Annotated in this window: 24 protein-coding genes; 7 read left to right on the top strand and 17 right to left on the bottom strand. The window is 72.4% G+C overall.

Translation table 11 applies throughout. The annotated features are described in order from the left end of the window. Positions 1-41 precede the first annotated feature (41 nt). Positions 42-1667: a chaperonin GroEL gene (groL, locus tag ACZ5PB_RS25860; protein ID WP_468694100.1), complete on the bottom strand. Its 1626-nt coding sequence runs from the start codon at positions 1665-1667 to the stop codon at positions 42-44. A 129-nt stretch (positions 1668-1796) separates the two neighbouring features. Then, positions 1797-2105 (bottom strand): co-chaperone GroES, encoded by a 309-nt coding sequence (groES, locus tag ACZ5PB_RS25855; RefSeq protein WP_389224863.1) that lies wholly within the window; start codon positions 2103-2105, stop codon positions 1797-1799. A 303-nt stretch (positions 2106-2408) separates the two neighbouring features. On the opposite strand from groES, the gene ACZ5PB_RS25850 reads away from it, so the two are divergent. After that, positions 2409-2918, top strand: a complete 510-nt coding sequence (locus ACZ5PB_RS25850) for a DUF6234 family protein (protein WP_468694099.1) — start codon at positions 2409-2411, stop codon at positions 2916-2918. 36 nt (positions 2919-2954) lie between these two features. On the opposite strand, the gene ACZ5PB_RS25845 is transcribed toward ACZ5PB_RS25850, so the two are convergent. Continuing rightward, positions 2955-3755 carry a polysaccharide deacetylase family protein gene (locus ACZ5PB_RS25845; RefSeq protein ID WP_468694098.1) on the bottom strand — a complete coding sequence of 267 codons (801 nt, stop codon included), beginning with the start codon at positions 3753-3755 and terminating at the stop codon, positions 2955-2957. Between the two features lie 116 nt (positions 3756-3871). Next, positions 3872-4864 (bottom strand): polysaccharide deacetylase family protein, encoded by a 993-nt coding sequence (locus ACZ5PB_RS25840; RefSeq protein WP_468694097.1) that lies wholly within the window; start codon positions 4862-4864, stop codon positions 3872-3874. Positions 4865-4968: 104 nt separating this feature from the next. Here ACZ5PB_RS25840 and ACZ5PB_RS25835 point away from each other — a divergent pair, with 104 nt between their 5' ends. Continuing rightward, positions 4969-6306, top strand: a complete 1338-nt coding sequence (locus ACZ5PB_RS25835; protein ID WP_468694096.1) for a class I SAM-dependent methyltransferase — start codon at positions 4969-4971, stop codon at positions 6304-6306. A 58-nt stretch (positions 6307-6364) separates the two neighbouring features. Continuing rightward, positions 6365-6952 (top strand): hypothetical protein, encoded by a 588-nt coding sequence (locus tag ACZ5PB_RS25830; protein ID WP_468694095.1) that lies wholly within the window; start codon positions 6365-6367, stop codon positions 6950-6952. A gap of 12 nt (positions 6953-6964) precedes the next feature. Here ACZ5PB_RS25830 and ACZ5PB_RS25825 read toward each other — a convergent pair whose 3' ends face one another. The 7 genes from ACZ5PB_RS25825 to tsaB form a co-directional block, all read right to left on the bottom strand. After that, positions 6965-7573: a hypothetical protein gene (locus tag ACZ5PB_RS25825; protein WP_468694094.1), complete on the bottom strand. Its 609-nt coding sequence runs from the start codon at positions 7571-7573 to the stop codon at positions 6965-6967. Between the two features lie 135 nt (positions 7574-7708). After that, the gene (locus ACZ5PB_RS25820; protein WP_468694093.1) at positions 7709-8071 is read right to left on the bottom strand and encodes a hypothetical protein; all 363 of its coding nucleotides are present in this window, start codon (positions 8069-8071) and stop codon (positions 7709-7711) included. Between the two features lie 66 nt (positions 8072-8137). Further along, positions 8138-8893 (bottom strand): amidohydrolase family protein, encoded by a 756-nt coding sequence (locus ACZ5PB_RS25815; RefSeq protein ID WP_468694092.1) that lies wholly within the window; start codon positions 8891-8893, stop codon positions 8138-8140. Between the two features lie 88 nt (positions 8894-8981). Next, positions 8982-9242 (bottom strand): hypothetical protein, encoded by a 261-nt coding sequence (locus tag ACZ5PB_RS25810; protein WP_468694091.1) that lies wholly within the window; start codon positions 9240-9242, stop codon positions 8982-8984. Beyond that, the gene (gene tsaD / locus ACZ5PB_RS25805) at positions 9239-10399 is read right to left on the bottom strand and encodes a tRNA (adenosine(37)-N6)-threonylcarbamoyltransferase complex transferase subunit TsaD (protein WP_468694090.1); all 1161 of its coding nucleotides are present in this window, start codon (positions 10397-10399) and stop codon (positions 9239-9241) included. Before tsaD ends, ACZ5PB_RS25810 begins: the two co-directional genes overlap by 4 nt. Further along, positions 10396-10866 carry a ribosomal protein S18-alanine N-acetyltransferase gene (rimI, locus tag ACZ5PB_RS25800; protein WP_468694162.1) on the bottom strand — a complete coding sequence of 157 codons (471 nt, stop codon included), beginning with the start codon at positions 10864-10866 and terminating at the stop codon, positions 10396-10398. The genes tsaD and rimI overlap by 4 nt, the downstream gene beginning before the upstream one ends. Before the next feature lie 44 nt (positions 10867-10910). Next, complete coding sequence (gene tsaB, locus ACZ5PB_RS25795) at positions 10911-11618, bottom strand: tRNA (adenosine(37)-N6)-threonylcarbamoyltransferase complex dimerization subunit type 1 TsaB (protein ID WP_468694089.1); 708 nt, start codon at positions 11616-11618, stop codon at positions 10911-10913. A 157-nt stretch (positions 11619-11775) separates the two neighbouring features. On the opposite strand from tsaB, the gene ACZ5PB_RS25790 reads away from it, so the two are divergent. Then, on the top strand, positions 11776-12351 hold the full coding sequence (locus tag ACZ5PB_RS25790) for a hypothetical protein (protein ID WP_468694088.1): 576 nt from the start codon (positions 11776-11778) through the stop codon (positions 12349-12351). Positions 12352-12393: 42 nt separating this feature from the next. Here ACZ5PB_RS25790 and ACZ5PB_RS25785 read toward each other — a convergent pair whose 3' ends face one another. The 4 genes from ACZ5PB_RS25785 to alr form a co-directional block, all read right to left on the bottom strand. Beyond that, a complete protein-coding gene (locus ACZ5PB_RS25785) occupies positions 12394-12615 on the bottom strand; it encodes a hypothetical protein (protein ID WP_468694087.1) in 222 nt (73 codons plus the stop codon). Positions 12616-12834: 219 nt separating this feature from the next. Beyond that, positions 12835-13425, bottom strand: a complete 591-nt coding sequence (gene tsaE / locus ACZ5PB_RS25780; protein ID WP_468694086.1) for a tRNA (adenosine(37)-N6)-threonylcarbamoyltransferase complex ATPase subunit type 1 TsaE — start codon at positions 13423-13425, stop codon at positions 12835-12837. Then, positions 13397-14617, bottom strand: a complete 1221-nt coding sequence (locus ACZ5PB_RS25775; RefSeq protein ID WP_468694085.1) for an alpha/beta fold hydrolase — start codon at positions 14615-14617, stop codon at positions 13397-13399. The genes tsaE and ACZ5PB_RS25775 overlap by 29 nt, the downstream gene beginning before the upstream one ends. A gap of 24 nt (positions 14618-14641) precedes the next feature. Beyond that, on the bottom strand, positions 14642-15928 hold the full coding sequence (gene alr / locus ACZ5PB_RS25770) for an alanine racemase (protein ID WP_468694161.1): 1287 nt from the start codon (positions 15926-15928) through the stop codon (positions 14642-14644). A 293-nt stretch (positions 15929-16221) separates the two neighbouring features. Here alr and ACZ5PB_RS25765 point away from each other — a divergent pair, with 293 nt between their 5' ends. Further along, positions 16222-17100: a L,D-transpeptidase gene (locus ACZ5PB_RS25765; protein WP_468694084.1), complete on the top strand. Its 879-nt coding sequence runs from the start codon at positions 16222-16224 to the stop codon at positions 17098-17100. Positions 17101-17223: 123 nt separating this feature from the next. On the opposite strand, the gene ACZ5PB_RS25760 is transcribed toward ACZ5PB_RS25765, so the two are convergent. After that, complete coding sequence (locus ACZ5PB_RS25760) at positions 17224-18762, bottom strand: NAD(P)H-hydrate dehydratase (protein WP_468694083.1); 1539 nt, start codon at positions 18760-18762, stop codon at positions 17224-17226. 146 nt (positions 18763-18908) lie between these two features. Between ACZ5PB_RS25760 and ACZ5PB_RS25755 the strand changes: the two genes are divergently transcribed. Continuing rightward, positions 18909-19511: a hypothetical protein gene (locus ACZ5PB_RS25755; protein WP_468694082.1), complete on the top strand. Its 603-nt coding sequence runs from the start codon at positions 18909-18911 to the stop codon at positions 19509-19511. Between the two features lie 97 nt (positions 19512-19608). Next, complete coding sequence (locus ACZ5PB_RS25750) at positions 19609-21936, top strand: YncE family protein (protein WP_468694081.1); 2328 nt, start codon at positions 19609-19611, stop codon at positions 21934-21936. 159 nt (positions 21937-22095) lie between these two features. On the opposite strand, the gene ACZ5PB_RS25745 is transcribed toward ACZ5PB_RS25750, so the two are convergent. Then, complete coding sequence (locus ACZ5PB_RS25745; protein WP_468694080.1) at positions 22096-22464, bottom strand: holo-ACP synthase; 369 nt, start codon at positions 22462-22464, stop codon at positions 22096-22098. Between the last annotated feature and the right edge of the window lie 3 nt (positions 22465-22467).

Raw genomic sequence — 22467 nt, 5'->3', positions numbered from 1 at the left:
TGGTTCGACCAGCTACCGGTTCGACCAGCTACTGACGGAGGTCAGTGGGAGTGGCCGTGGCCACCGTGACCGGCGTCGGCCTCTTCCTCGGCCGGCTTCTCGACGACCAGGGTCTCGGTCGTGAGCAGCAGGGAGGCGATGGAAGCGGCGTTCTCCAGCGCGGAGCGGGTGACCTTGACCGGGTCGATGACGCCGGCCTTCACCAGGTCGCCGTACTCACCGGTGGCGGCGTTGAAGCCCTGGCCGGCGTCGAGGTCGGCGACCTTGGAGGTGATGACGTAGCCCTCAAGACCGGCGTTCTCGGCGATCCAGCGCAGCGGCTCGACGGCGGCGCGGCGGACGACCGCGACACCCGTGGCCTCGTCGCCGGTCTTGCCGAGGTTGCCCTCCAGGACCTTGACGGCGTGGACGAGCGCGGAGCCACCACCGGAGACGATGCCCTCCTCGACCGCGGCGCGGGTCGCGGAGATGGCGTCCTCCAGACGGTGCTTCTTCTCCTTGAGCTCGACCTCGGTCGCGGCGCCGACCTTGATCACGCAGACACCGCCGGCGAGCTTCGCCAGGCGCTCCTGCAGCTTCTCGCGGTCCCAGTCGGAGTCCGTGGACTCGATCTCGGCCTTGATCTGGTTGACGCGGCCCTTGACGTCCTCGGCGTTGCCGCCGCCGTCGACGATGACCGTGTCGTCCTTGGTGATCGTGACGCGGCGGGCGGTGCCCAGTACGTCCAGACCGGCCTGGTCGAGCTTGAGGCCGACCTCTTCGGCGATGACGGTGGCACCGGTGAGGGTGGCCATGTCGCCGAGCATCGCCTTGCGGCGGTCGCCGAAGCCCGGGGCCTTGACGGCCACGGCGTTGAACGTGCCGCGGATCTTGTTGACGACGAGGGTGGAGAGCGCCTCGCCCTCGACGTCCTCGGCGATGATCAGCAGCGGCTTGGAGCCACCGGCCTGGATGACCTTCTCCAGGAGGGGCAGCAGGTCCTGGATCGAGCCGATCTTGCCCTGGTGGATCAGGATGTACGGGTCGTCGAGGACGGCCTCCATACGCTCCTGGTCGGTCACCATGTACGGCGACAGGTAGCCCTTGTCGAAGGCCATGCCCTCGGTGAAGTCGAGCTCCAGGCCGAAGGTGTTGGACTCCTCGACGGTGATGACACCGTCCTTGCCGACCTTGTCCATCGCCTCGGCGATGAGCTCGCCGACCTGGGTGTCCTGCGCGGAGAGCGCGGCCACGGCGGCGATGTCGGACTTGTCGTCGATCGGGCGGGCGGTCGCGAGGAGCTCCTCGGACACGGCCTTGACCGCGGCGTCGATGCCCTTCTTCAGGGCGGCCGGGGAGGCACCCGCGGCTACGTTGCGCAGACCCTCGCGGACGAGCGCCTGGGCGAGCACGGTGGCGGTGGTCGTACCGTCACCCGCGATGTCGTTGGTCTTGGTCGCCACCTCCTTCACCAGCTGGGCACCGAGGTTCTCGTACGGGTCGTCGAGCTCGACCTCACGCGCGATGGTGACACCGTCGTTGGTGATGGTCGGGGCGCCGAACTTCTTGTCGATGACGACGTTGCGGCCGCGCGGGCCGATCGTCACCTTCACGGTGTCGGCAAGCTTGTTGACGCCGCGCTCAAGGGCGCGACGGGCGTCCTCGTCGAACTTCAGGATCTTCGCCATGGAGCTTTTCAAGTCCTCTCGGAATTACGAACTGCGCAAAATGAAATACGCCCCCAGCCGCCCGGCGTGTGAGCGGGGGCCAGGGGCGCAGTTCAACAAATGCGGGAAGTGAGTTACTTCCCGGCCTGCTTACTTCTCGACGATGGCGAGAACGTCGCGGGCCGAGAGGACGAGGTACTCCTCGCCGCTGTACTTCACTTCGGTGCCGCCGTACTTGCTGTACAGCACCACGTCGCCGACGGTCACGTCGAGCGGAAGGCGCTCGCCGTTCTCGAAGCGGCCCGGGCCCACGGCGAGGACGACGCCCTCCTGGGGCTTCTCCTTCGCGGTGTCCGGGATGACCAGGCCAGAGGCCGTGGTCTGCTCGGCGTCGAGCGGCTGGACCACAATGCGGTCCTCAAGCGGCTTGATGGCAACCTTGGAGCTTGCGGTCGTCACGATCCGGTCTCCCCCTTCGGAGATCTCACGGGGTTAACAGTCTGGGGTGGCGACCAGGTGGATCCGTCGTCGCGGGTGCCGGACCTGCCCGTCGCTGTGTTGGCACTCTCCAGTGGTGAGTGCCAGAGCCGAGACTATGACGCGGTTAGCACTCGGTCAAGCGGAGTGCCAATTGAGGACCGCCGGGGGTGACGGATTCCTTGCGGGGAGCGGGGCCGGGGAACGTCGCGGTACGGGGCCGGAAGGGTCTCGGTACGGACAACGCACCGGCCGCCCCGCCGGTTCCGTACGACAGTGCGAGCCATGGCATCCGACTCCGCACCTCCCCTGTCTGCGCGCTGGAGGAAGGGCCGCCGTCCGGATCGCGGCCCCGATCGCGACCCCGATCGCGACCGCCCGAGCCGGTGGGGCGATCTGGCACTGGCCGTGCTGTTCCTCGTCGCGGACGCGGTCGTACTGGCCGGGACGGTCGTGTTCTTCGTCTTCCGGTCCCTGCCGGGACTCGGGGAGCGGCGGACGTCCACGGGGCCGATGCCCACGGAGTCGCTCAGGACGGTGGACTGGGCCCCGGTGATCACCTTCGGCGTCGTGGCCGCGGTCGTCCTCGTGACCGGCTGGGTCTGCCTGCGCGGCAGGCTGGTGATCACCGGCGCCGTCCAGATCGTGGTGGCGGTACTGGTCGCGATCGGCACCGTCTACGGCGCCACGCACTCCTGGCGGACCGTCCACCCCGACCCCAACCCTGCCCCCGTCTTCCAGCCGACCTGCGTCTGCCGCAGCGCGGGAGGCAGTTGCAACTGCCCCGGCGGGTAGTGGGGGCCGGGGCCCGGGCGGGAGGGCCGGGGCGCCCTAGAGGTAGTCCTCCAGCCGGGCCACCGTGAAGCCCTGGTCCTGGATGCGGCGGAGCATGCGGGTGGTCATCTCGGTGATCGTCGACCCCTTGAGCTCACTGGGGCCGCGGAAGTGCGCGAGGACGATGTCGCCGGGCTTGAGGCGCTTGCCCTCGGCGTACTGCATGTTGTGGATCTGCATGGACTCCCGCCACAGGACGAGCGCCTTCACCCCGCAACTGCCCGCCGCGCGCACGGTGTCCGCGTTGTAGTTGCCGTACGGCGGGCGGAAGAGGGTGGGCCGGGCGCCGAACTGGGCTGCGAGGCGGTCCTGCTGGCCGCAGATCTGGGCGCGCTGGCCCTCGTACGGGAGGGTGCGCAGGTTCGCGTGCCCGGTGGTGTGGTTCTGGATGGTGCCGCCGCCCGCGTCACGGAGCTGCTTGAAGTGGCCGTAGTCGCTCCCGGCGACGCTGTCGGTCAGGAACATGCTGATCGGCAGCTTCAACTCCCGCACCATCTCGACGAACCGGGGGTCCTTCTCCGCCCCGTCGTCGAAGGTCAGGAAGACCACCTTGTCGCGGGTCCGGACCCGGTCGAGGACGACGGGCGGTCCGGAGGCCTTGAGGACCGGAGTACGGTCCGGCTTCGCCGGCAGCGGGGCCAGCGGCTTCGGCAGACCCCAGCGGCTGTACGCCTTGAGCGGTACGCCCCGGGCGTCGGTCTGCGGTGCGGCGGGGGGTGCGCCGAGGGGGGCTGCGGGGTCGGGGGTGGTGGGGCCGGAGGGCGAACGGTCCGCTCCCGTCGAGGGCCCTCCCCCCACCCCCTCCGCCGCTGTCCCGGAATTCCCGCCGGAACACCCGCTCACCCCCACGACGAGCACGCCGACCGCCACTACCCCCGCCGCCCATACCCCGGGCCGGCGTACTCGTCCAGGTCTCACACGTAATCCTCCAGCTTGGCCACGGCATAACCCTTGGCGGTGATCGTCTTCATGACGCGACGAATCATGTCGGGCATCGACCCCTTCCAGTCACCCGGCCCCCGGAAATGCGTGAGGACGATGTCACCGGGGTGCAGGTCGCGGTCCCATTCGCGCCACTCCATCCGGTCCGGGAACGCCTCGGCCGCCCACAAGGGCACGGCCTTCACGCCACACGACTTGGCGGCCAGGAGCGTGTCCTTGTTGTAGTTGCCGTAGGGCGGGCGGAAGAGCGGGGGCCGCTTGCCGTACCGCTTCTCGATGTTGACCTGCTGCCCGCAGATCTCGTACCTCTGCTTGCGGTACGAAAGCCCCGGCAGGTAGCGGTGGTTGAGGGTGTGGTTGTGCAGGGAGACTCCCCTGTCCTGCATCTTCTTGAAGTAGGCGTAGTCCTCCTTCACGAGGTAGTCGGAGAGGAACGCGCTGTAGGGGATCTTCAGCTCGTCCATCATCCGGAGCAGTTCGGGGTCCTTCTCGGCCCCGTCGTCGATCGTCAGGAAGACGACCTTGTCCTTGACCGGGACGGTCGTGAAGACGGGGGGCAGCCCCTCGGACAGCTGCCCGTCCACCTCGAAGCCCGGCCGGGCCTTGATCTTCGGCTTGACCTTGGGCGGCTCGGGCGCAGTCAGCGGCACCTGTACGAGACCCCAGCGTTTGGCGGCGGCGACCCGGGCCGCCTTCGCCGCCCTGGCCGCGATCCGGTCGCGCCGCAGCTTCTCCGCCGGCGAGAGCAGGGAGCCCGCCGCACCGTCCACCCCTTGTCCCTCACGTGCCTCCTTCTCCCGGGCGGACCCGCCCTGCCCGCCCGTCTCCTCGGCCGGGGTAGCGCACCCCGAGGCGATTGCGGCCACCACCAGAACCGCGATCACCATCGTCCCCCGTCGGCGTCCGCCTGCTCCCGAGATATCCACAGACAGCCCTCTTTCTTCTTTTTGTCGTACAAGTCGCATGGCGCCGCATCCTGTCAGCGGGGCGCCCCGCTGCCCCGCCGACACCGCGACCGGGGCCGTCCCGTCCCCCACTCGGCCCACACCCGCTCCCGGGCTGGCCCACAATGGACCGGGTGACGAACCACCCCGGCCCCACCGACGCCTTCCGCGCCCTGCTCTCCCCCGAGGGCCAGGCCCTCCTCGCCGAGCTCCGGGACTACGACCCCGCCCAGGAGCTGGCGGTGGCGACCCGCCTGCGCCGGGACCACGCCCCCGAGCTGGTCTCCGCCGCGCTGGCGCAGGCGCGGCTGCGGCAGCGGGCGGCGGCGAAGTTCGGGGCCGAGGACGCGCAGCGGATGTACTTCACGCCCAACGGCGTCGAGCAGTCGACCCGCAAGTCCGTCGCCGAGTACCGCGCGGCCCGCTTCCGCACACTAGGCCGCGCACCGGGCCACCCACCGGTCGGCGCACCCACCCCCGCACCGGGCCACGCCCCCTCGGGCACACCGGGCACACCGGGCACCGCCCCCCTCTCCCAAGTGGTCGACCTCTGCGGCGGCATCGGCGGCGACGCCCTCGCCATGGCCCGCGCGGGCCTGGCCGTCGAGGCCGTGGACCTCGACCCCGCCACCTGCCTGGCCGCCTGCGCCAACGCGGAGGCCCTGCTCCCCGACCCGGCCGCGCTCACCGTCGTCACCGCCGACGTCCTGACCCACGACCTCTCCGCCGCCGAGTCCGTCTTCATCGACCCGGCCCGCCGCTCCGGCGCCCGGGGCAGGATCTTCGACCCCGAGGCCTACTCACCGCCGCTCTCCTTCTCGATCGAGGCGGTACGGGGCGTGGGCACCGGCGCCATCAAGATCGCCCCCGGCATCCCGCACGAGCTCGTCCCCGACGACTTCGAGGCCGAGTGGATCTCCGACAACGGCGACGTGAAGGAGGCCGTCCTCTGGCACGCCCCGCACTCCCCCGTCCTCACCCCCGGCGGGCGCCGCGCCACCCTCCTGCCCTCCGGCGCCTCCCTCCTCGGCCGCGGCCTGCCCGACCCGGACGTACGGAAGGTCGGCCGCTACCTCTACGAGCCGGACGGCGCCGTCATCCGCGCCCACCTGGTCGCGGAGGTCGCCGAGGAGCTCGACGGCGGACTGATCGACGAGACGATCGCGTACATCACCTCGGACGAGCTCCGCCCCACCCCGTACGCCACCCCGTACGAGATCACCGACCAACTCCCCTTCGGCGTGAAGAAGTTGAAGGCCCTGCTGCGGGAGCGCGGGGTCGGCATCCTCACCGTCAAGAAGCGCGGCTCGGCGGTCGAACCCGAGGAGCTCCGCAAGAAGATGAAGCTGTCGGGGAAGAAGTCGGCCACCGTCTTCCTGACCCGCGTGGCCGGCGCCCCCACCATGCTGATCGGCCACCCGGTCCCCCCTGTCACCCCGGCCCGCCGGACGGCCCCGGAATAGCCCGGCATGGCCGGCACGACCCGGCATGATCCGACGATCACCGGGTAAGGCCACCCCCATGTCCCCCATCGACGACGCACTCACCGAGCTCCTGAAGGTCCTCGGCCCGCCCGCCGACGACGACCGCACCGACTGGTCCGTCCCTGCCGGTTCCCTGGAGTGGAGCTGCTGGGAGACGGCCGTGCACATCGCGCACGATCTGACCGCGTACGCGGGCCAGTTGGCGGCCCGGCCGACGGACGGCTACCTCCCGATGGACCTGACGGTGCCGCCCGGCACGCACCCGCGCGACGTCCTGCGCGTGATCAGCGCCGCCGCCGGAATGCTCGGCAGCACGCTCGCCACGGCGGGACCCGAGGTGCGGGCGTTCCACTGGGGCGCGTGCGACCCGAGTGGGTTCGAGGCGATGGGGGTGGCGGAGACGCTGTTGCACACGTACGACATCACCCAGGGCCTGAAGGTGGAGTGGCTGCCCCCGGCCGGGCTCAGTGCGGCCGTCCTGGAGCGACTGTTCCCCGAAGTGCCGCTCGCGGGCGAGGATCCGGCGCGGGTGCTGCTGTGGTGCGTGGGGCGCGGTGAGCTGCCGGGGCGCGAGTTCCGCGAGGAGTGGGTGTGGGCGGCGGCCCGGGAGGGGTTCGGAGAGTAGGACCGGGGGCCCTCAGCGCGCGTTCCGCAGCGCCCACCGGTAGTGCCCCACCGCCTTCACCATGCCCAGCAGTCCCACCAGCCACAGCACGCACCCCATTCCGATGAAGTACGCCGCGTCGGCATAGCTGTCCTCGCCGGGCAGTGCCCGCGCCGACCACCCCAGCGAGGTCCACAGGCCGACCGCCGCCAGCAGGAAGGACGGCAGCAGCCAGCCGAGGCTCCTGCCCGGTGCGCGCAGCCGCGCGTCCACCGCCGGGTCGGGGCCCAACTCGCCCCAGGCGCGCAGTCGTTCGCGTATCACCCGGTCGCGTCTGACGCCCATCCCCAGCAGGATCGCCGCGGGCACGATCGCGCCGACGCCGAGCAGCAGGAAGACCACGCCGATCACCACGTCGGGGAACATGCCCTCGTCGAAGGTCTGCATGGCCACTCCCACGCACCCCCAGCCCACCGCGAGCAGCAGCGCGTACGACCAGAAGGCGACCACCGCGGGCACTCCGAGCGCCCGGCGCGCCAACTCCCGCATGGCGCGGGCCCGGTCGGCCAGCAGTGCGGTCCGGTCGGGCCAGGCCCGGATCCCGGGGGGCGGCGGTGGCGGCGGCAGGGTCGGGCGCGGCATCGCGGGCTCGGATTCCTTCGTACGTACGGTGCAGGGGCACGCCGACGCTACCGCGCGGGCGGCCGCGCACCACCCACGGGGTCGGTCACCGCCCCGCCGCAGGCCAGCGACCGACAGAGCCCGCTCGGAGCCCGATCAGAGGTCGGTCAGTTCCTCCGCGTACACCTGCGAGAGGGGCTGCGGGCCCACGTACTGCTGGCAGTTGCAGGTCCCGGCCTCGAAGCGGATCGGCTTCTTGTCCTCGTCCCAGGCGGTCGGCTTCTCCACCGACTCATGGCACTTGCCCGCCTTGTCGTGCTTGGCGAGGTGGTGCGTACAGCCGCAGATCGGCTCCGGCGGCTTGCCGGCCGCCTCCAGTGCCTGGCGGTCCTTGCGCTCCGCCTCGATGCGCTCCATCTGCCGTGCGTGCCGGGTGGCGAGCGCCTGGCGGCCCATGTTCGCGATGCCGCCGAAGCCACCCATCATGAAGAAGATGAACAGCCACCAGTACCAAGCCATTCGACGATCCTTCCCCCGGTTCCACGAATGCTGTCCCCAGGGTACGGCGGCTTCGTCGAACGGGGCCTACAGGCCCAGCAGTTCCACCGCGTTCCCGTCCGGTACGAGTGCGTGGTCCGCCGTCTCCGTGCCGTACGGGAATCCGCTGCCGAGCAGCAGCCGTCCGGGCCCGAAGGTCACCGCCGCGCGGCGCAGCGCGTCCGCGTCGGACACCGCGTGGTGGTGGAGGGGGCTGAGCGGGCGGGGCGGCGGGGTGTCGCCGGTGGTGATGAGGCGGATGCCGGGGTACGGGGTCAGGTCGAGCCGCTCGTAGGCCTGCCGGGCGTCCTCGCCGTCCGCCGGGTGGATCAGGAGGACGGCGCCGCGCAGTTCCAGCGCGTCGAAGAGGGGGACGAACTCGGGGTCCCAGAGCGGCCGTCCGAGCACGGTCGCCGTGACCGCGGCTCCCAGGAAGCCCAACTCGTCCATCGCGCGCCCGAGTTCGTCACCGGCAGCGAGCCCGTTGGGCAGCGGGAGCGCGGCGAGTGCGCGGAAGCGGGTGGGGTGGGCCTTCAGGAGGTCGGTGTACGCGGCGTTGGCGACGCGGGACGCGCCGAGCGACTGCCAGGCGTCCGCGAAGTACGGGGTCAGCGGTGGCACGGAGAGCAGCTGTACGTCGACCCCGGCGGCGTCCATCGCGGCGAGCCGGGCCTCGATCTCCGCCTCCGTACCGCCGCCGGCGCTCTTGCGTGCTTCGGCGGTGACGTCCGGGGAGCCGTGGAAGTCGTCGAGCATGGCGAGGTAGAGCTCGGGGAAGTAGTGCGCGTGGACGTCGACCCTCATAATCGGTTCGCTCCTTATGCCCTATTTGCCGGGTCTTCCGAGCGTACCCCGGTTGCGCCGCCGAGGGAGGGTGCGGACGCCCGGGCGACTAGTCCTCCACCGACTCGAACCGCCACCTGTGCACGGCCCGGGTGATCAACTCGGCGTCCGGCTCGGGCAGTTCGGGCAGCTCCGCGTCGAGCGGGGACTGCCACCAGGTGATGACCAGGACCCGGTCCTGCTGCGCCCGGAGGATCTCCCGGCGCAGCGGGACGGCGGCCAGCTCGTCGGCCCTGGCGCGGGCCCACTCCAGCAGTTCGGGGCCCTTGCCCTGGACGGCGCGGGCTTCCCACATCAGCGCGACGGTCATGAGTACAGGTTGTCCTTGCTGATCTCGTGGACGTGGTCGTGATCATGTGCATGACCGTGGTCATGGGCGTGACCGTGGTCGTCGCCGTGGTCGTGCGCATGGCCCGGTACGTGCGGCTCCGTCACCGGGAGCGAGGAGTCCGCGGAGAGGTCCCAGTCCGAGGACGGCCTGCCCCGGGCCACCATCTCGGCGCCGAGGGCCGCGACCATCGCCCCGTTGTCCGTGCACAGCCCGGGCCTCGGGACGCGCAGCTTGATGCCCGCCCGCTCGCAGCGCTCCTGGGCCAGTGCCCGCAGCCGGGAGTTGGCCGCGACGCCGCCGCCGATCATCAGGTGGTCGACGCCCTCGTCCTTGCAGGCCCGTACGGCCTTCTTCGTCAGCACGTCGACGACCGCCTCCTGGAAGGACGCGGCGACGTCGCGCACCGGGACCTCCTCGCCCGCGTTGCGCTTCGCCTCGATCCAGCGGGCGACCGAGGTCTTCAGGCCGGAGAAGGAGAAGTCGTACGCCGGGTCGCGCGAGCCCGTCAGTCCGCGCGGGAAGGCGATCGCCTTGGGGTCGCCCTCCTTGGCGAGCCGGTCGATGACCGGGCCGCCGGGGAAGCCGAGGTTCAGCACGCGGGCGATCTTGTCGAAGGCCTCGCCCGCCGCGTCGTCGATGGTCGCGCCCAGCGGACGTACGTCGGAGGTGATGTCGGGGGCCAGCAGCAGGGACGAGTGCCCGCCGCTGACCAGCAGCGCCATCGTGGGCTCGGGCAGCTTGCCGTGCTCCAGCTGGTCGACGCAGATGTGCGAGGCGAGGTGGTTGACGCCGTAGAGGGGCTTGCCGAGTGCGTACGCGTACGCCTTCGCCGCCGTGGTGCCCACCAGCAGCGCGCCCGCCAGGCCTGGACCGGCGGTGACCGCGATGCCGTCCAGGTCGGAGGCGGCGATCCCGGCCTCCTTGAGCGCCCGCTCGATGGTCGGAACCATCGCTTCCAGGTGCGCGCGGGAGGCGATCTCCGGGACCACGCCGCCGAACCTGGCGTGCGTGTCGACGCTGGAGGCGACCGCGTCCGCGAGCAGCGTCGTGCCCCGGACGATGCCGACGCCGGTCTCGTCGCAGGAGGTCTCGATGCCGAGGACCAGGGGCTCGTCGATACCGCTGGTGAGGTTCATGGCTGGATCTCTTCTGTCTCTTCGGTCGTCGTACGCCGCATCACGAGCGCGTCGATGTTGCCGGGCTGGTAGTAGCCGCGGCGGAAGCCGATCGGCTCGAAGCCGAAGCGTTCGTAGAGCTTCTGCGCGCGCGTGTTGTCGACGCGTACCTCCAGCAGCACCTCGGTGCACTCGAAGGCGGTCGCGTGCTTGAGCAGGTCGCTGAGGAGGCGGGCACCGAGGCCGGTGCCCCACTGGTCGCGGGCGACCGCGATGGTCTGCACGTCGCCGAGGTCACCGGCGGCGGCGAAGCCCGCGTACCCGACGATCCGGCCGGTGGCCTGTTCCTCGGCGACGACGTAGCGGCGGGTGGCGCGGGGGCCGCGCGCGTACGCCAGCTCGGACCAGAACATGCCGGGCGACCAGGCGTCCTCGGGGAACAGCTCGTGTTCGAGGGCGAGCACGGGGTCGATGTCCCACCAGCGCATCTCGCGCAGGACGGTCGTCGACGGCTTGGCTGCGGCGGTGGCGGTCACTGCGGAGTGACCACCTTGTAGTTCTTGGGCACCTGGGCGTCGGGGCGGCGCAGGTAGAGGGGCAGCGGCGGCAGGAAGCCGCTCACTGCGGCCTGCTTCCCGGCAGCGGGCCCGGCGGCCCGCTCCCCCGCCGCCAGCTTCTCGGCCGCCAGCGAGGCGAGCGCGCCGGCCGACACGTGCTCGGGGCCGCGCGCGTCCGGGAAGGCCTCGGGGTAGAGGACCGCGCCCGCGCCGACCACGGGCAGGCCCGCGAGCTGCTCGGCGATCTCGGCCGGGCGGTCCACGGCGGGCTCGGTGGTACGGGTGCGGGCGTCGTCGTAGCGCGCCCAGTAGACCTCTTTGCGGCGGGCGTCGGTGGCGACCGCGAACGGGCCCTCGATACCGGCCTGGGCCTGGGCCGCGTACGCCAGCGCGTCCAGCGTGCACAGCCCGTGCACCGGGACGCCGAGCGCGAAACCGAAGGTCTCCGCCGTCGCGAGTCCCACCCGCAGTCCGGTGTACGGGCCGGGGCCGACGCCCACGACGATGCCGGTGACGGCATCGAGTTTCACCCCGGCGTCGCGCAGGGTCGCGTCGATCAGGGGCAGCAGCAGTTCGCCGTGCCGGCGCGCGTCGACCTGTGTGGTCTCGGCGACGACGGACGTACCGTCGTGGAGGGCGGCGGTGACGGCGGGGGTGGCGGTATCAACAGCGAGCAGGAGCACGCAAACAGCCTACGGCCCGCACAGCGGAAGCACGGCGTCCGGACGGCGCGCCAGGCGGCTGCTACCGTCACGACAAAGTCCTGCGGGGCGTCGTGCGGGCCGGTGTTCACAAGGGTCCGCCCGGTATCCGCGAGTGGGAAACGAAAGGTGCAGCAAGGTGGCTAGCAGCAGCTCGGGAATCGTGGCCGGGCTCACCGCCGGGGCTCTCGCCGTCGTCGGCTTCCTCGCCTACCAGGCATCGGCGAACGCGCCGGAATCGGTGTCCATGCCCAGCGCTTCCGCCTCCCCGACCGGGCCCAAGGACAAGGGCAAGGTCACCCCGCCCTCGCCGCTGGCCCTGCCCGCCAACTCCGGCAAGGGCACCCGGGTCGTGTACTCGCTCTCCGGCAAGCGGGTGTGGCTGGTGGACTCCGACGCTCCGGCGCCGAAGCAGCAGAAGCCGCCGACGTACGCGGTCGCGCCGAGCGCGGTCAGTCCCACGCCGGACACCTACCGGGTCTCCACCCGCTCCCTGAAGGTCACCGGATCGGACGGCAAGCCGGTGGAGCACGTGGTGCGGTTCGCGAGCGTGGACGGGGTGACGGTCGGCTTCAGCGCGGCGGTGGACGGCACGATGCCCAAGCCGGGCGCCACGCCTCAGGAGGGCACGGGCGCGGTGCGCATGACGCGGGCGGACGCGGCGCGGATGTGGGAGTTCGCGACGGTCAACGTCAAGGTCGTGGTCGTGCCGTAACCCCGGCAACCCCGGTCTGCGTCCCGCCACCCCGGGGGCTGTCTAAGCGGCGTCGCGCCGCTCGACGGCCCCCTTTTCGACGTGCTCCGCGCCTGCCGGTCCTGCCGCGTCTCCCGCGTCGTCCCTCGGCGGCGTGGAGACCGCCGTGGCCGCCGCACACGACGCCAGCAGCGCACGCATGCTCACGGGGCCCGTGCTCGTCGACGCCGGGACCGTACGGGCAGGCGTCATGGGCTTCTCGACTTCTCGTTCCGGTGCCGACATGGACGCCTCCTGGGGCGACGGGGGGCAGGCGCGACGGGAGCTGGCGCAGCGAGACTCGTGGTTAGGTAGACCTAACCAAGGACTCCGATCCCATGTGACCATGTCCGGTACCCCCGACGCAACATCTTCCCGACAGCTTGTCGGAATGTACTGGGAGAACGCACGGCGGGGCGCCGGAGTTCCCGCCCCCGGCGCCCCGCACCCCACTCACGCGGACCCTCAGCCCGCAGTACCTGCCGCTCCCGCCGATCTCGCCGAACCCGCCGCCCCGGCCAGTCCCGCCAGGTCCACCCCCGCCCAGCGCGCCCCGATCCCGTCCAGCCGCACCTTGCGCACGTCGTCGGTATCGGTACCGGGATCGCCCGTGGCGCGGTCGATGACCACGTGCAGCCGGTCGTCGGAGAGCTCCTCGACCTTGCCGTCGCCCCATTCCACGACGATCACCGATTCGGGCAGCGAGACGTCGAGGTCGAGGTCCTCCATCTCGTCCAGCCCGCCGCCGAGCCGGTACGCGTCGACGTGCACCAGCGCGGGCCCGTCCCCGAGCGGCGGGTGTACGCGGGCGATGACGAAGGTCGGCGAGGTCACGGCGCCGCGCACGCCCAGGCCCTCGCCGAGGCCCCGGGTGAGCGTGGTCTTGCCCGCGCCGAGCTCCCCGGTGAGCATCACCAGGTCGCCGGGGCGCAGCAGCTTGGCCAGCGAGCGCCCCAACCCGCCCATTTCCGCTGGCGAGTTGACGATGAGGGAGGACGAGTTGACCGGGTCGGTACCGGGGGCGTGCTCAGCCGCCCCGCTGTGCGGTGCTTCCATGCCGGTCAACGTTAGAGCCTGTCCGGGCCAGCAGTTCCGCGAGCCGCCCGTTCACCAGCTCCGGATGCTCCAGCATCACGAGGTGACCGGCGTCGGCAACGATCACCAGCTCCGCGTCGGGAAGCAGCTCCGCGATGGCCTCGCTGTGCGAACTGGGGGTGACCAGGTCCTTCTCCCCGGCCAGCACCAGCACCGGCAGCTCCCCGAAGACCTGGAGCGCGGCCGCCTTGTCGTGGTCCTGGAACGCCGGGTAGAACTCGGCGACCACGTCGATCGGCGTCCCCTCGATCAGCCGCTCCGCGAACCTGGCCACCGCCGGGTCCACGTCCCGTGACCCGAACGAGTACCGCTTGACGATCCCCGCGAACAGGTCGGCCGTCGCCCGCCGCCCCCGCTCGACCAGCTCCGCCTGCGAGCCCAGGGTGCGCAGCACGCGCGGCAGGATGCGGCGCACCGCGTTCATCCCGGCGACCGGCAGCCCGAAGTTCACTTCGCCCATGTGCCCCGACGACGTACCGACGAGGGCGACGGCGACAACGCGCTCGCGGATCAGCTCCGGGTACTGGTCGGCGAGCGCCATCACCGTCATGCCGCCCATCGAATGCCCCACCAGCACCAGGGGGCCCTCGGGTGCCGCCGCGTCGATGACGGCCCTGAGGTCGCGGCCGAGCAGGTCGATGTCGACGGGTACGCCGTCGGCCTGGGCCATCCCGCGCCCGGAGCGGCCGTGGCTGCGCTGGTCCCAGTGGACGGTGCGCACGGCGCCGCGCAGGGCGTCGCGCTGGAAGTGCCAGGAGTCCTGGTTGAGGCAGTAGCCGTGGCTGAAGACGACGGTGACGGGGGCGGCGGCCCGGCGGCCCAGGCGCTTGCGGCGCTGCTTGGCCGACTCCTCGTCCGGCTCGTCGGTCTCGTAGTAGAGCTCGGTGCCGTCGTCGGCGAGGGCGGTGCCGGGGGTGCCGCGCAGCGAGCCGTACGGGCCGGCCGCGTCGAGGGCCAGGCGGGCCTTCTTGCGCATGCCCCGGCCGACGGTGAGCCGCTCGATGGCCACGCCGGCCGCGGCGCCCGCGGCGACCACGCCTATGGCGGCCCCGGCCAGTCCGGCCCGGCGCCAGGTGCCCGCCGAAGCGGAATCGGCCGCATCGGCCGCGGCCTTCGCCACGGCGACGACGCCCTCCGTGCTGCTCTCGCTCACGTGCCGCTCCTAGCTGGTGCCTGGCTACTGCTCTTCGTCGGGCTCGGTGTTCCGCTGTGCGTTCGGCTCTGGGTCCGGCTTTGCGTTCGGCTGTGCGTTCGGCGCCGCGCCGGACTCTTCGTCGGGCTCCTCATTGACGTAGACGCGCGGAACCCGCGTACCGATGCGCGTGACGATCTCGTACGCGATGGTGTCCGCGGCCCGCGCCCAGTCCTCGGCGGTCGGCTCGCCGCCCTCGCCCGCCCCGAACAGGACCGCCTCCGCGCCCGGTTCGACGCGCTCGCCGCCGAGGTCGACCACGAACTGGTCCATCGCGATCCGGCCGCGGGCCCGCCGCCACCGGCCGCCGACCAGCACCGGGCCGCGCCCGGAGGCGTTGCGCGGGATGCCGTCGCCGTACCCCACCGGGATCAGCGCGAGGGTGGTGTCCCGCTCGGTGACGTAGTGGTGCCCGTAGCTGACGCCGTGGCCCGCCGGAACGTCCTTGACCAGGGCCACCGACGCGGCGAGCTTCATCACCGGGCGCAGCCCCAGCTCGGCGGGCGTGCCCAGCTCGGGGCTCGGCGAGACCCCGTACATCGCGATCCCGGTCCGTACGAGATCGAAGTGCGCGTGCGGCAGGGTCAGGGTGGCCGGGGAATTGGCGAGGTGGCGGACCTCGGGGGTCAGGCCGTGGGTCTCGGCGTACGCGACCAGCTCGCGGAAGACCGTGAGCTGGCGGTCGATGGACGGGTGGCCGGGCTCGTCGGCGCACGCGAAGTGCGACCAGAGGCCGGTGACGCGCACGGCGCCCTCGATCTCGGCGGCGCGTGCCTCCGCGACCAGTGCGGGCCATTCGGCGGGCTGGCAGCCGCCCCGGCCGAGGCCGGTGTCGGCCTTGAGCTGGATCTTCGCCGTACGTCCGAGGGCGCGGGCCGCCTCGATGACCTCGCGCAGCGCCCACATGTCGCTGATCCCCATGTCGAGGTCGGCCTCGATCGCCTCGCGCCAGGGCCCGCCGGTGGTCCACAGCCAGCACATCACGCGGGCCTGCGCGGGGGTGATCCCGGCGGCGCGCAGGGCGAGGGCCTCCTGCGGGGTGGCCGTGCCGAGCCAGGTCGCACCGGCCTGGAGGGCGGCGCGGGCGCAGGGCACCGCCCCGTGCCCGTACCCGTCCGACTTCACGACGGCCATCAGGGCGGCGTGCGGGGCGCGCTCGCGCAGGAGACGGACGTTGGCGCGCAGCGCGGCCAGGTCGATCTCGGCACGGACGCGCAGGGGGGCCGGCGTGGTCGCCGGGGTCGCCGGTGTTACTGGCCGGCCCGTCGCCATGCTCATCACGTCGCTCGCCACTGTCTCGTCTCTCACGGTCATCACGCCCAGTCTCGCAGAGGGGTACGACAGGCCGGTCCCGGGCGACGCCCCCGGTGATCGATCCCACGCGGGGCGCGCCACCGCCACGTTCCTGTGCGTATGCGCGACTTCACGCCACGTCACACATTTGGCCCGGGCGTTCACCCGCGCGGCAGAGCATGCGTGGCGCGCGGGGCGGCGGGGCCGCCCGATGGGACAACAGAGGCGGGCTCGTGCCGGGCGCCGCCGCACGCCGGAGGAGCTGAGGAACCATGAAGCCCGCCCGTCATGCCCGTCCCGCCATTCCCGAACGGCCCGCCCGTCCCACCCGTACCGCCCGTATACCCGCTCTGGCCGGTCTCATCGCCGTGGCGATCACGGCACTTCCCATGGCCTCGGCGACGGCCGCCGCGCCGCCCGCGCCCGAGCCACCGTGCACGGCCTCCACCGGCCCGTACCAGAAGGAACTGGAGCGCAAGCTGCGCCTCCCGGTCGACGGCAAGCAGTCGAACGCCGACTGCATCGCCATCCGCAAGCTCCAGCGCCAGCTGGGCATCGACCCCGCCGACGGCCGGGCCACCGCCAAGACCCACGGCCTGCTCCTGGTCCGCGAGGCCCGCAGGAACCCCAACGCGGCGGGCAAGTGCCCGATCCGCTACGGCTACTCGGTGACCTGCGTGGACCTCCCCCGTCAGCTCCTGTGGGTGCAGGTCGGCCGGAAGGTCACCTTCGCCCCGGTCCCGATCCGCAGCGGAATCCGCGGGCTGGAGACCCGTACCGGCTGGCACCGGGTCTACTGGCGGCACAAGAACCACTTCTCCACCCTCTACAACAACGCCCCCATGCCGTACAGCCAGTTCTTCAGCGGCGGGCAGGCGCTGCACGGCACGTACGGTGACCTCTTCGAGGCGGGCTCCGGCGGTTGCGTGAACCTCTACGTCCACGACGCGGCACGCCTCTGGAAGAAGCTCGGCGTCGGCAGCCGGGTCTACGTCTGGGGCGCCAAGCCGGGCACCAACATCCGGGGCCTGCAGCCGGACGACCGCCGCCTCACCGACGACGAGCTGATCATCAAGGGCTTCGGCGGCGAGAACATCCCGATCGAGTGGAACCTCGACACCCCGCTGGACCCCCGACTGGCACAGGGCTAGCCGGCCTGACTGGCCTGACCCGCCATGACCGGCCTGACCTGCTTGACCGGTCTGGCCGGCGGGCCTCCCCGCGCTCCCGGATCCCGGGGGCGCGGGGAAGTGGCCCCCGCCGTCACCCGGCCCTCACCCCCGTACGACCCCCCGCCACGCCTCCCCCAGCCCCTCCGCCACCTCTCCCGCCGAGACCGGCGCCCCCCGTGCCGCCCCGCGCCCCGCCAGCCCGTGCAGGTACGCGCCGACGGAGGCCGCGTCCGCCCCGTCGAGCCCCGCCGCCAGCAGCGCCCCGACCAGCCCGGACAGCACGTCCCCGCTCCCGGCGGTGGCCAGCCAGCCCGTCCCCGTCGGGTTGACCCGTACCGTCCCCCCGTCCGCCCCCGCGACCAGGGTGGTGGATCCCTTCAGCAGTACGGTCGCCCCGTAGAGGACCGCCAACTTCCTTACGGAGTCCAGCCGTTCGGCCTCCACCGCGGCCCGCTCCACCCCCAGCAGCCGTGCCGCCTCCCCGGCGTGCGGCGTCAGTACGGTGGCCGCGTTCCGGCCCCGTACCACCGCAGGATCGAGCGCGCCCAGCGCATCCGCGTCCACCAGCACCGGCACGTCCGAGGCGAGCACCTCGTCGAGCGCGCCCGCGACCCCGTCGTCGAGCCCGGGCCCGATCACCCAGGCCTGCACCCGCCCGGCCTCTCCCGGTGCACCCTCGCTGACCAGCACCTCCGGGTATCGCGCGAGCACCGCGTCGCCGCCCTCCCCCACGTACCGGACCGCGCCCGCCCCGCCCCGCAGCGCCCCGCCGACGGCCAGCACGGCCGCCCCCGGGTACTTCGCCGACCCGGCGACGATCCCCACCACGCCACGCCGGTACTTGTCGCTCTCCGCGCCCGGCACCGGCAGCAGCGCCGCCACGTCCGCGTGCTGCAGCGCCTCCGCGTCCGGGGGTACGGAGGCGAGGTCGAGCCCGATGTCGACGAGCCGCACCACGCCCGCCTGCGCACGCGCGGGGTCGATCAGCAGGCCCGGCTTGTACGTCCCGAAGGTCACGGTCGCATCGGCCTTCACGCACTCCCCTGCGACCTCACCGGTATCGGCGTCCACGCCACTGGGCAGGTCGACGGCGACCACCGCGGCCCCGGAGTCCCGGGCCGCCCGCACCAACGGCACGGCCGGTGCCCGCAGTCCGCCGCGCCCGCCGATGCCGACGATGCCGTCGAGCACGAGGTCGGCGCGGGCGAGCACCTCGTGGGCACCGTGCCGCCCGACGACATCGCCCGCGACCACTTCGCCCGCCCCCGAACCGGCCTCCGGGCCCGCCTCCGAGCCCGCCTCCGCGCCGGCCTCCTCGTGCGGCCCGGTCAGCACGCGTCCGCCGGCCCTCCGCAGCGCGTCCAGGCCCTCCGCGTGCACCCGCTCGGGCGCGAGCAGCACCGCCGTCACACCCGCTCCGCGCCGGGCGAGCCTGGCCCCCGCGTACAGCGTGTCGCCCCCGTTGTCGCCACTGCCGACGAGGAGCACGACCCGTGCCCCGTACACCCGCCTCCCCAGCAGATCGGCGCAGGCGGCGGCCAGCCCGGCGGCGGCGCGCTGCATCAGCGCACCCTCCGGAAGCCTGGCCATGGCTTCCCGCTCGGCGGCCCTGACGGTCTCAACCCGGTGTGCAGTACGCATGCCCCCGAGTCTGCCGCACGAGACCTCGCGAACCACGCACCCCAATTCCCCTCACATTCCCGAGGGTTGACGCACGATCATTCTTTTACTTAGGTTTGCCTAACCTAACAAGCCCGTGCTTTCGCCCTGCCGAAAGGTGCTCCGCCATGCGCTCCTCCCGCCCGTCCCTCTCCCGCCTCTCCCGCCTCGCCCGCACCAGATCCGCCCGCGCCGCCGTTCCCCTGGTCGGCGCCCTGGCCCTGACCGCCGCCCTCGCCTCCCCCGCCGCGGCAGCGACCGCGAACCGCACCACCGTCGAGGGCGGCCAGACGTACAACCTCTCCCTGACCGCCCCGAACACGGCTGCCGCCTCCGGCGCCAACGTGACCGTCTCCGGCACCGGATACAACCCGGACCAGGGCGTCTACGTCAGCCTCTGCGCGATACCCGCGGGCGTCGACACCGCCAACCCGGCCACCTGGAACAGCAAGCCCACCCCCTGCCTCGGCGGCCAGGACGAGTCGGGCACCACCGGCGCCTCGCACTGGATCAACACCGACTGGTACTGGCTCTCGCCCAACAACTCCTCCCCGTACACCGAGGCCGCGGGACGGGGTTCCTTCTCCGTGCAGATCCACGTCAAGGCCAAGCTCTCCGACACCGTCACCTGTGGCCAGGCCGGTGTGAAGTGCGCGATCGTCACGCGCGCCGACCACTACGACAGCGCGGACCGCAAGTACGACGTGTACGTCCCGGTGACGTTCTCGTAGCTCCGCACACCACTCCTCACCCCACCAGCCCCATCCCGCCCCGCCCCCGTCACCGGAGGTACGACGCCCCATGCGCCCCGCGCCCCACACCCGTGCCGTGCGACGAAGACCGGCACGGGTCCTGCTCGCGACCGCCTCGGCGGGCCTGCTGACCACCGCCCTCACCGGCATCGTCCCGGCCGCCTCGGCCGCCGAAGGCCCCGCGCCCGGGCCCGCGCCGACTCCCGGCACGGCCACCGGCCCCACCGGCCAGACGCTGACCGTCAACCACACCAAGGACCTGAACCCCAAGGGCGAGAAGGTCACGGTCACCGGCTCCGGCTACGCCCTCGACAAGGGCGTCTACCTCGCGGTCTGCGTACTGGGCAAGCAGGGCGAGGCACCCTCCCCGTGCCTCGGCGGCGCGGATCTCTCCGGCTCGTCGGGATCCTCGTACTGGATCTCCAACAACCCGCCGGACTACGCCAAGGACCTGGTGAAGAAGTTCACCGAACAGCCCGACGGCAAGGGCGGGTTCGCCCTCGACCTGACCGCCCGGGTCAAGGACAGCGGCGCCGACTGCAGCAAGCTCCGCTGCGCGATCGTCACCCGCGCCGACCACACCCACGCCGGTGAGCGCGACCAGGACGTCATCGTCCCGATCACCTTCGGCGAGGGTACGGGTGAGACGCCCGAGGTCCCGGCCGGCACGGTGAGGCACACCACCGTCCGCGCGTACCCGACCACCGAGGGCGGCGCCAGGGACGCCGAGGCCGACCCCGCCAACGGCCGCGTCCACATAGCCCGTTCCGGCGACAAGGCGCTCCTCACGACGTACGACTCGACGACGGGCCAACCGGTCGGCGCACCGGTCGCCCTGCCGTCCGGCCCCCAGGTCACGGCGTTCGACCCGAAGACCGGCACCCTGTACCTCGCCTTCGCCGACCGGATCGGCACGTACGACACGAGGACCGGGAAGCTGAACGACACCTGGGCGCCCGTCACCGGCAATGTGAACCACCTCGCGGTCGACCCGAACCGGGGCCGCCTGTACGTCGCCAACCAGACGGGCAAGTCGGTCACGGTGTACGACACCGCCACCGCCGAGCCCGTCGGCACCCCGGTCGTCCTGCCGGTCTTCCCGGCGGGCCTGGCCGTGGACACGGCCACCGGAACCGGCTACTCCACCCATGTCACCAGCGAAACGGTCGACGGCGAACGCGTCTTCCTCAACGTCCTGACCGCGATAGACGGCACCACCGGCGCGGCGACGGGCTCCCTGAACCTCGGCAGGACGGCACTCGGCAGCATGGGCGTCACCGTCGACCCGGCCACCGGCACCGGCTACGTCGCCAACCTCGCCGCAGGCAGTGTCTTCGCCGTGGACCTCAGGGCGAACAAGGTCGTCCGCACCCTAGAAGTCGGCGGCAACCCGAAGGCGATGGTGCACGACGCACAGACCGGCACCCTGTACGTCGCCCAGACGACCGCCGGGACCGTGGCCGCCGTCGACCTGAAGGAAGGCAAGGTCACCGAGACCTTCACGACGGGCGCCCAGCCCGGCGCACTGTCCCTCGACACCCGGACCCACACCGTCTTCTCGGTCGCCTCGGGCACGGTCACCCAGACCACCCGCCAGACAGCGGCGACCCTCACCAGGAACCCCGCCCCGCAGACGGTCGAGGAGGGCCAGGAAGCCACCTTCACCGCAGCCGCGACCGCGTCCCCACCCCCGACGGCCACCTGGGAAGCCAGCCCCGACCAGGGCAAAACCTGGACCCCCCTGAACAACCCACCGGGCCCGACCCTGACCCTCACCCCCACAAAAACCCAAACCGGCCACCTCTTCCGAGCCGCCTTCACCAACCCGGTAGGCACGGTAAGAACACCCCCGGCCCCCCTGACAGTCACCCCCAAACCCCTCCCCCCGGACCCAGCCCCCGGAACGGACCCAGGCGCGGATCCAGGCACAGACCCCGGCACAGACCCCGGAACGGACCCCGGCACAGACCCCGGCACAGACCCCGGAACGGACCCCGGCACAGACCCCGGAACGGACCCCGGCACAGACCCGGGGACGGACCCCGGCACCGGTGACCCTGCCCCTGACCCCGGCAACAGCGACCCAACCGCCCCGGGCGCCTCCGGCGGCGAGTCAGTCACCGGCGGCAACAACAGCACCGGCACCACGGGCGACACCAGCACAGGCGACACCACCAGCTCCGGCTCCGGCTCCGTTTCCGGTGGCGGCACCGGCTCTGCGGGAACCGTCGGCGGCTCCACCGCCGAAACAGTCGGCGGAAGCTCGGTCGGCGGCACCCCCAGCGGTACGAACAGCCCCCTGGCCTCCACCGGCAGCGCAGCCCTGCCCCTGGCCACCACCGCAGCGGCCCTAACTGCCCTGGGCGCCCTCGCCCTCGCAGCCCGCCGCCTCAGAAAGGCCTGACCCCGCCCCCTCGGGCGGCGGGGCAGCGCGCCGAGCCCCCTTGGGCGGCGGGGCCGCCCCCCGGGGGCGGAACGGGCGGGCAAGGGGGCGGCCCCCGGCGGAGCCGAACCCCACGCCCCGCCCCACCTCCGCCTTGGCCCCCGCACCAGACCGCTCCCCCTACCCCTCCGCAATCACCACCGCCGACGCCACCCCCGCATCATGGCTGAGCGAAACATGCCACCCCCGCACCCCCAACACCTCCGCCCGAGCCGCCACCGTCCCCGAAACCCGCAACCTCGGCTGCCCCGTCTCCTCGACCCACACCTCCGCGTCCGTCCACAAAAGCCCGGCCGGCGCCCCCAGCGCCTTGGCAAGCGCCTCCTTGGCTGCGAACCTCGCCGCCAAGGAGGCGATCCCCCGCCGCTCCCCGCTCGGCAGCATCAACTCCCGCTCCACGAAAAGCCGTTCGGCCATCTGCGGCGTCCGCGCCAATGCCGCCCCGAACCGCTCGATCTCCGCGACATCGATCCCAACCCCAACAATCACGCG

It is taken from the genome of Streptomyces sp. NPDC032721, assembly GCF_055579625.1.
This window is presented reverse-complemented; position numbering and strand designations above follow the sequence as displayed.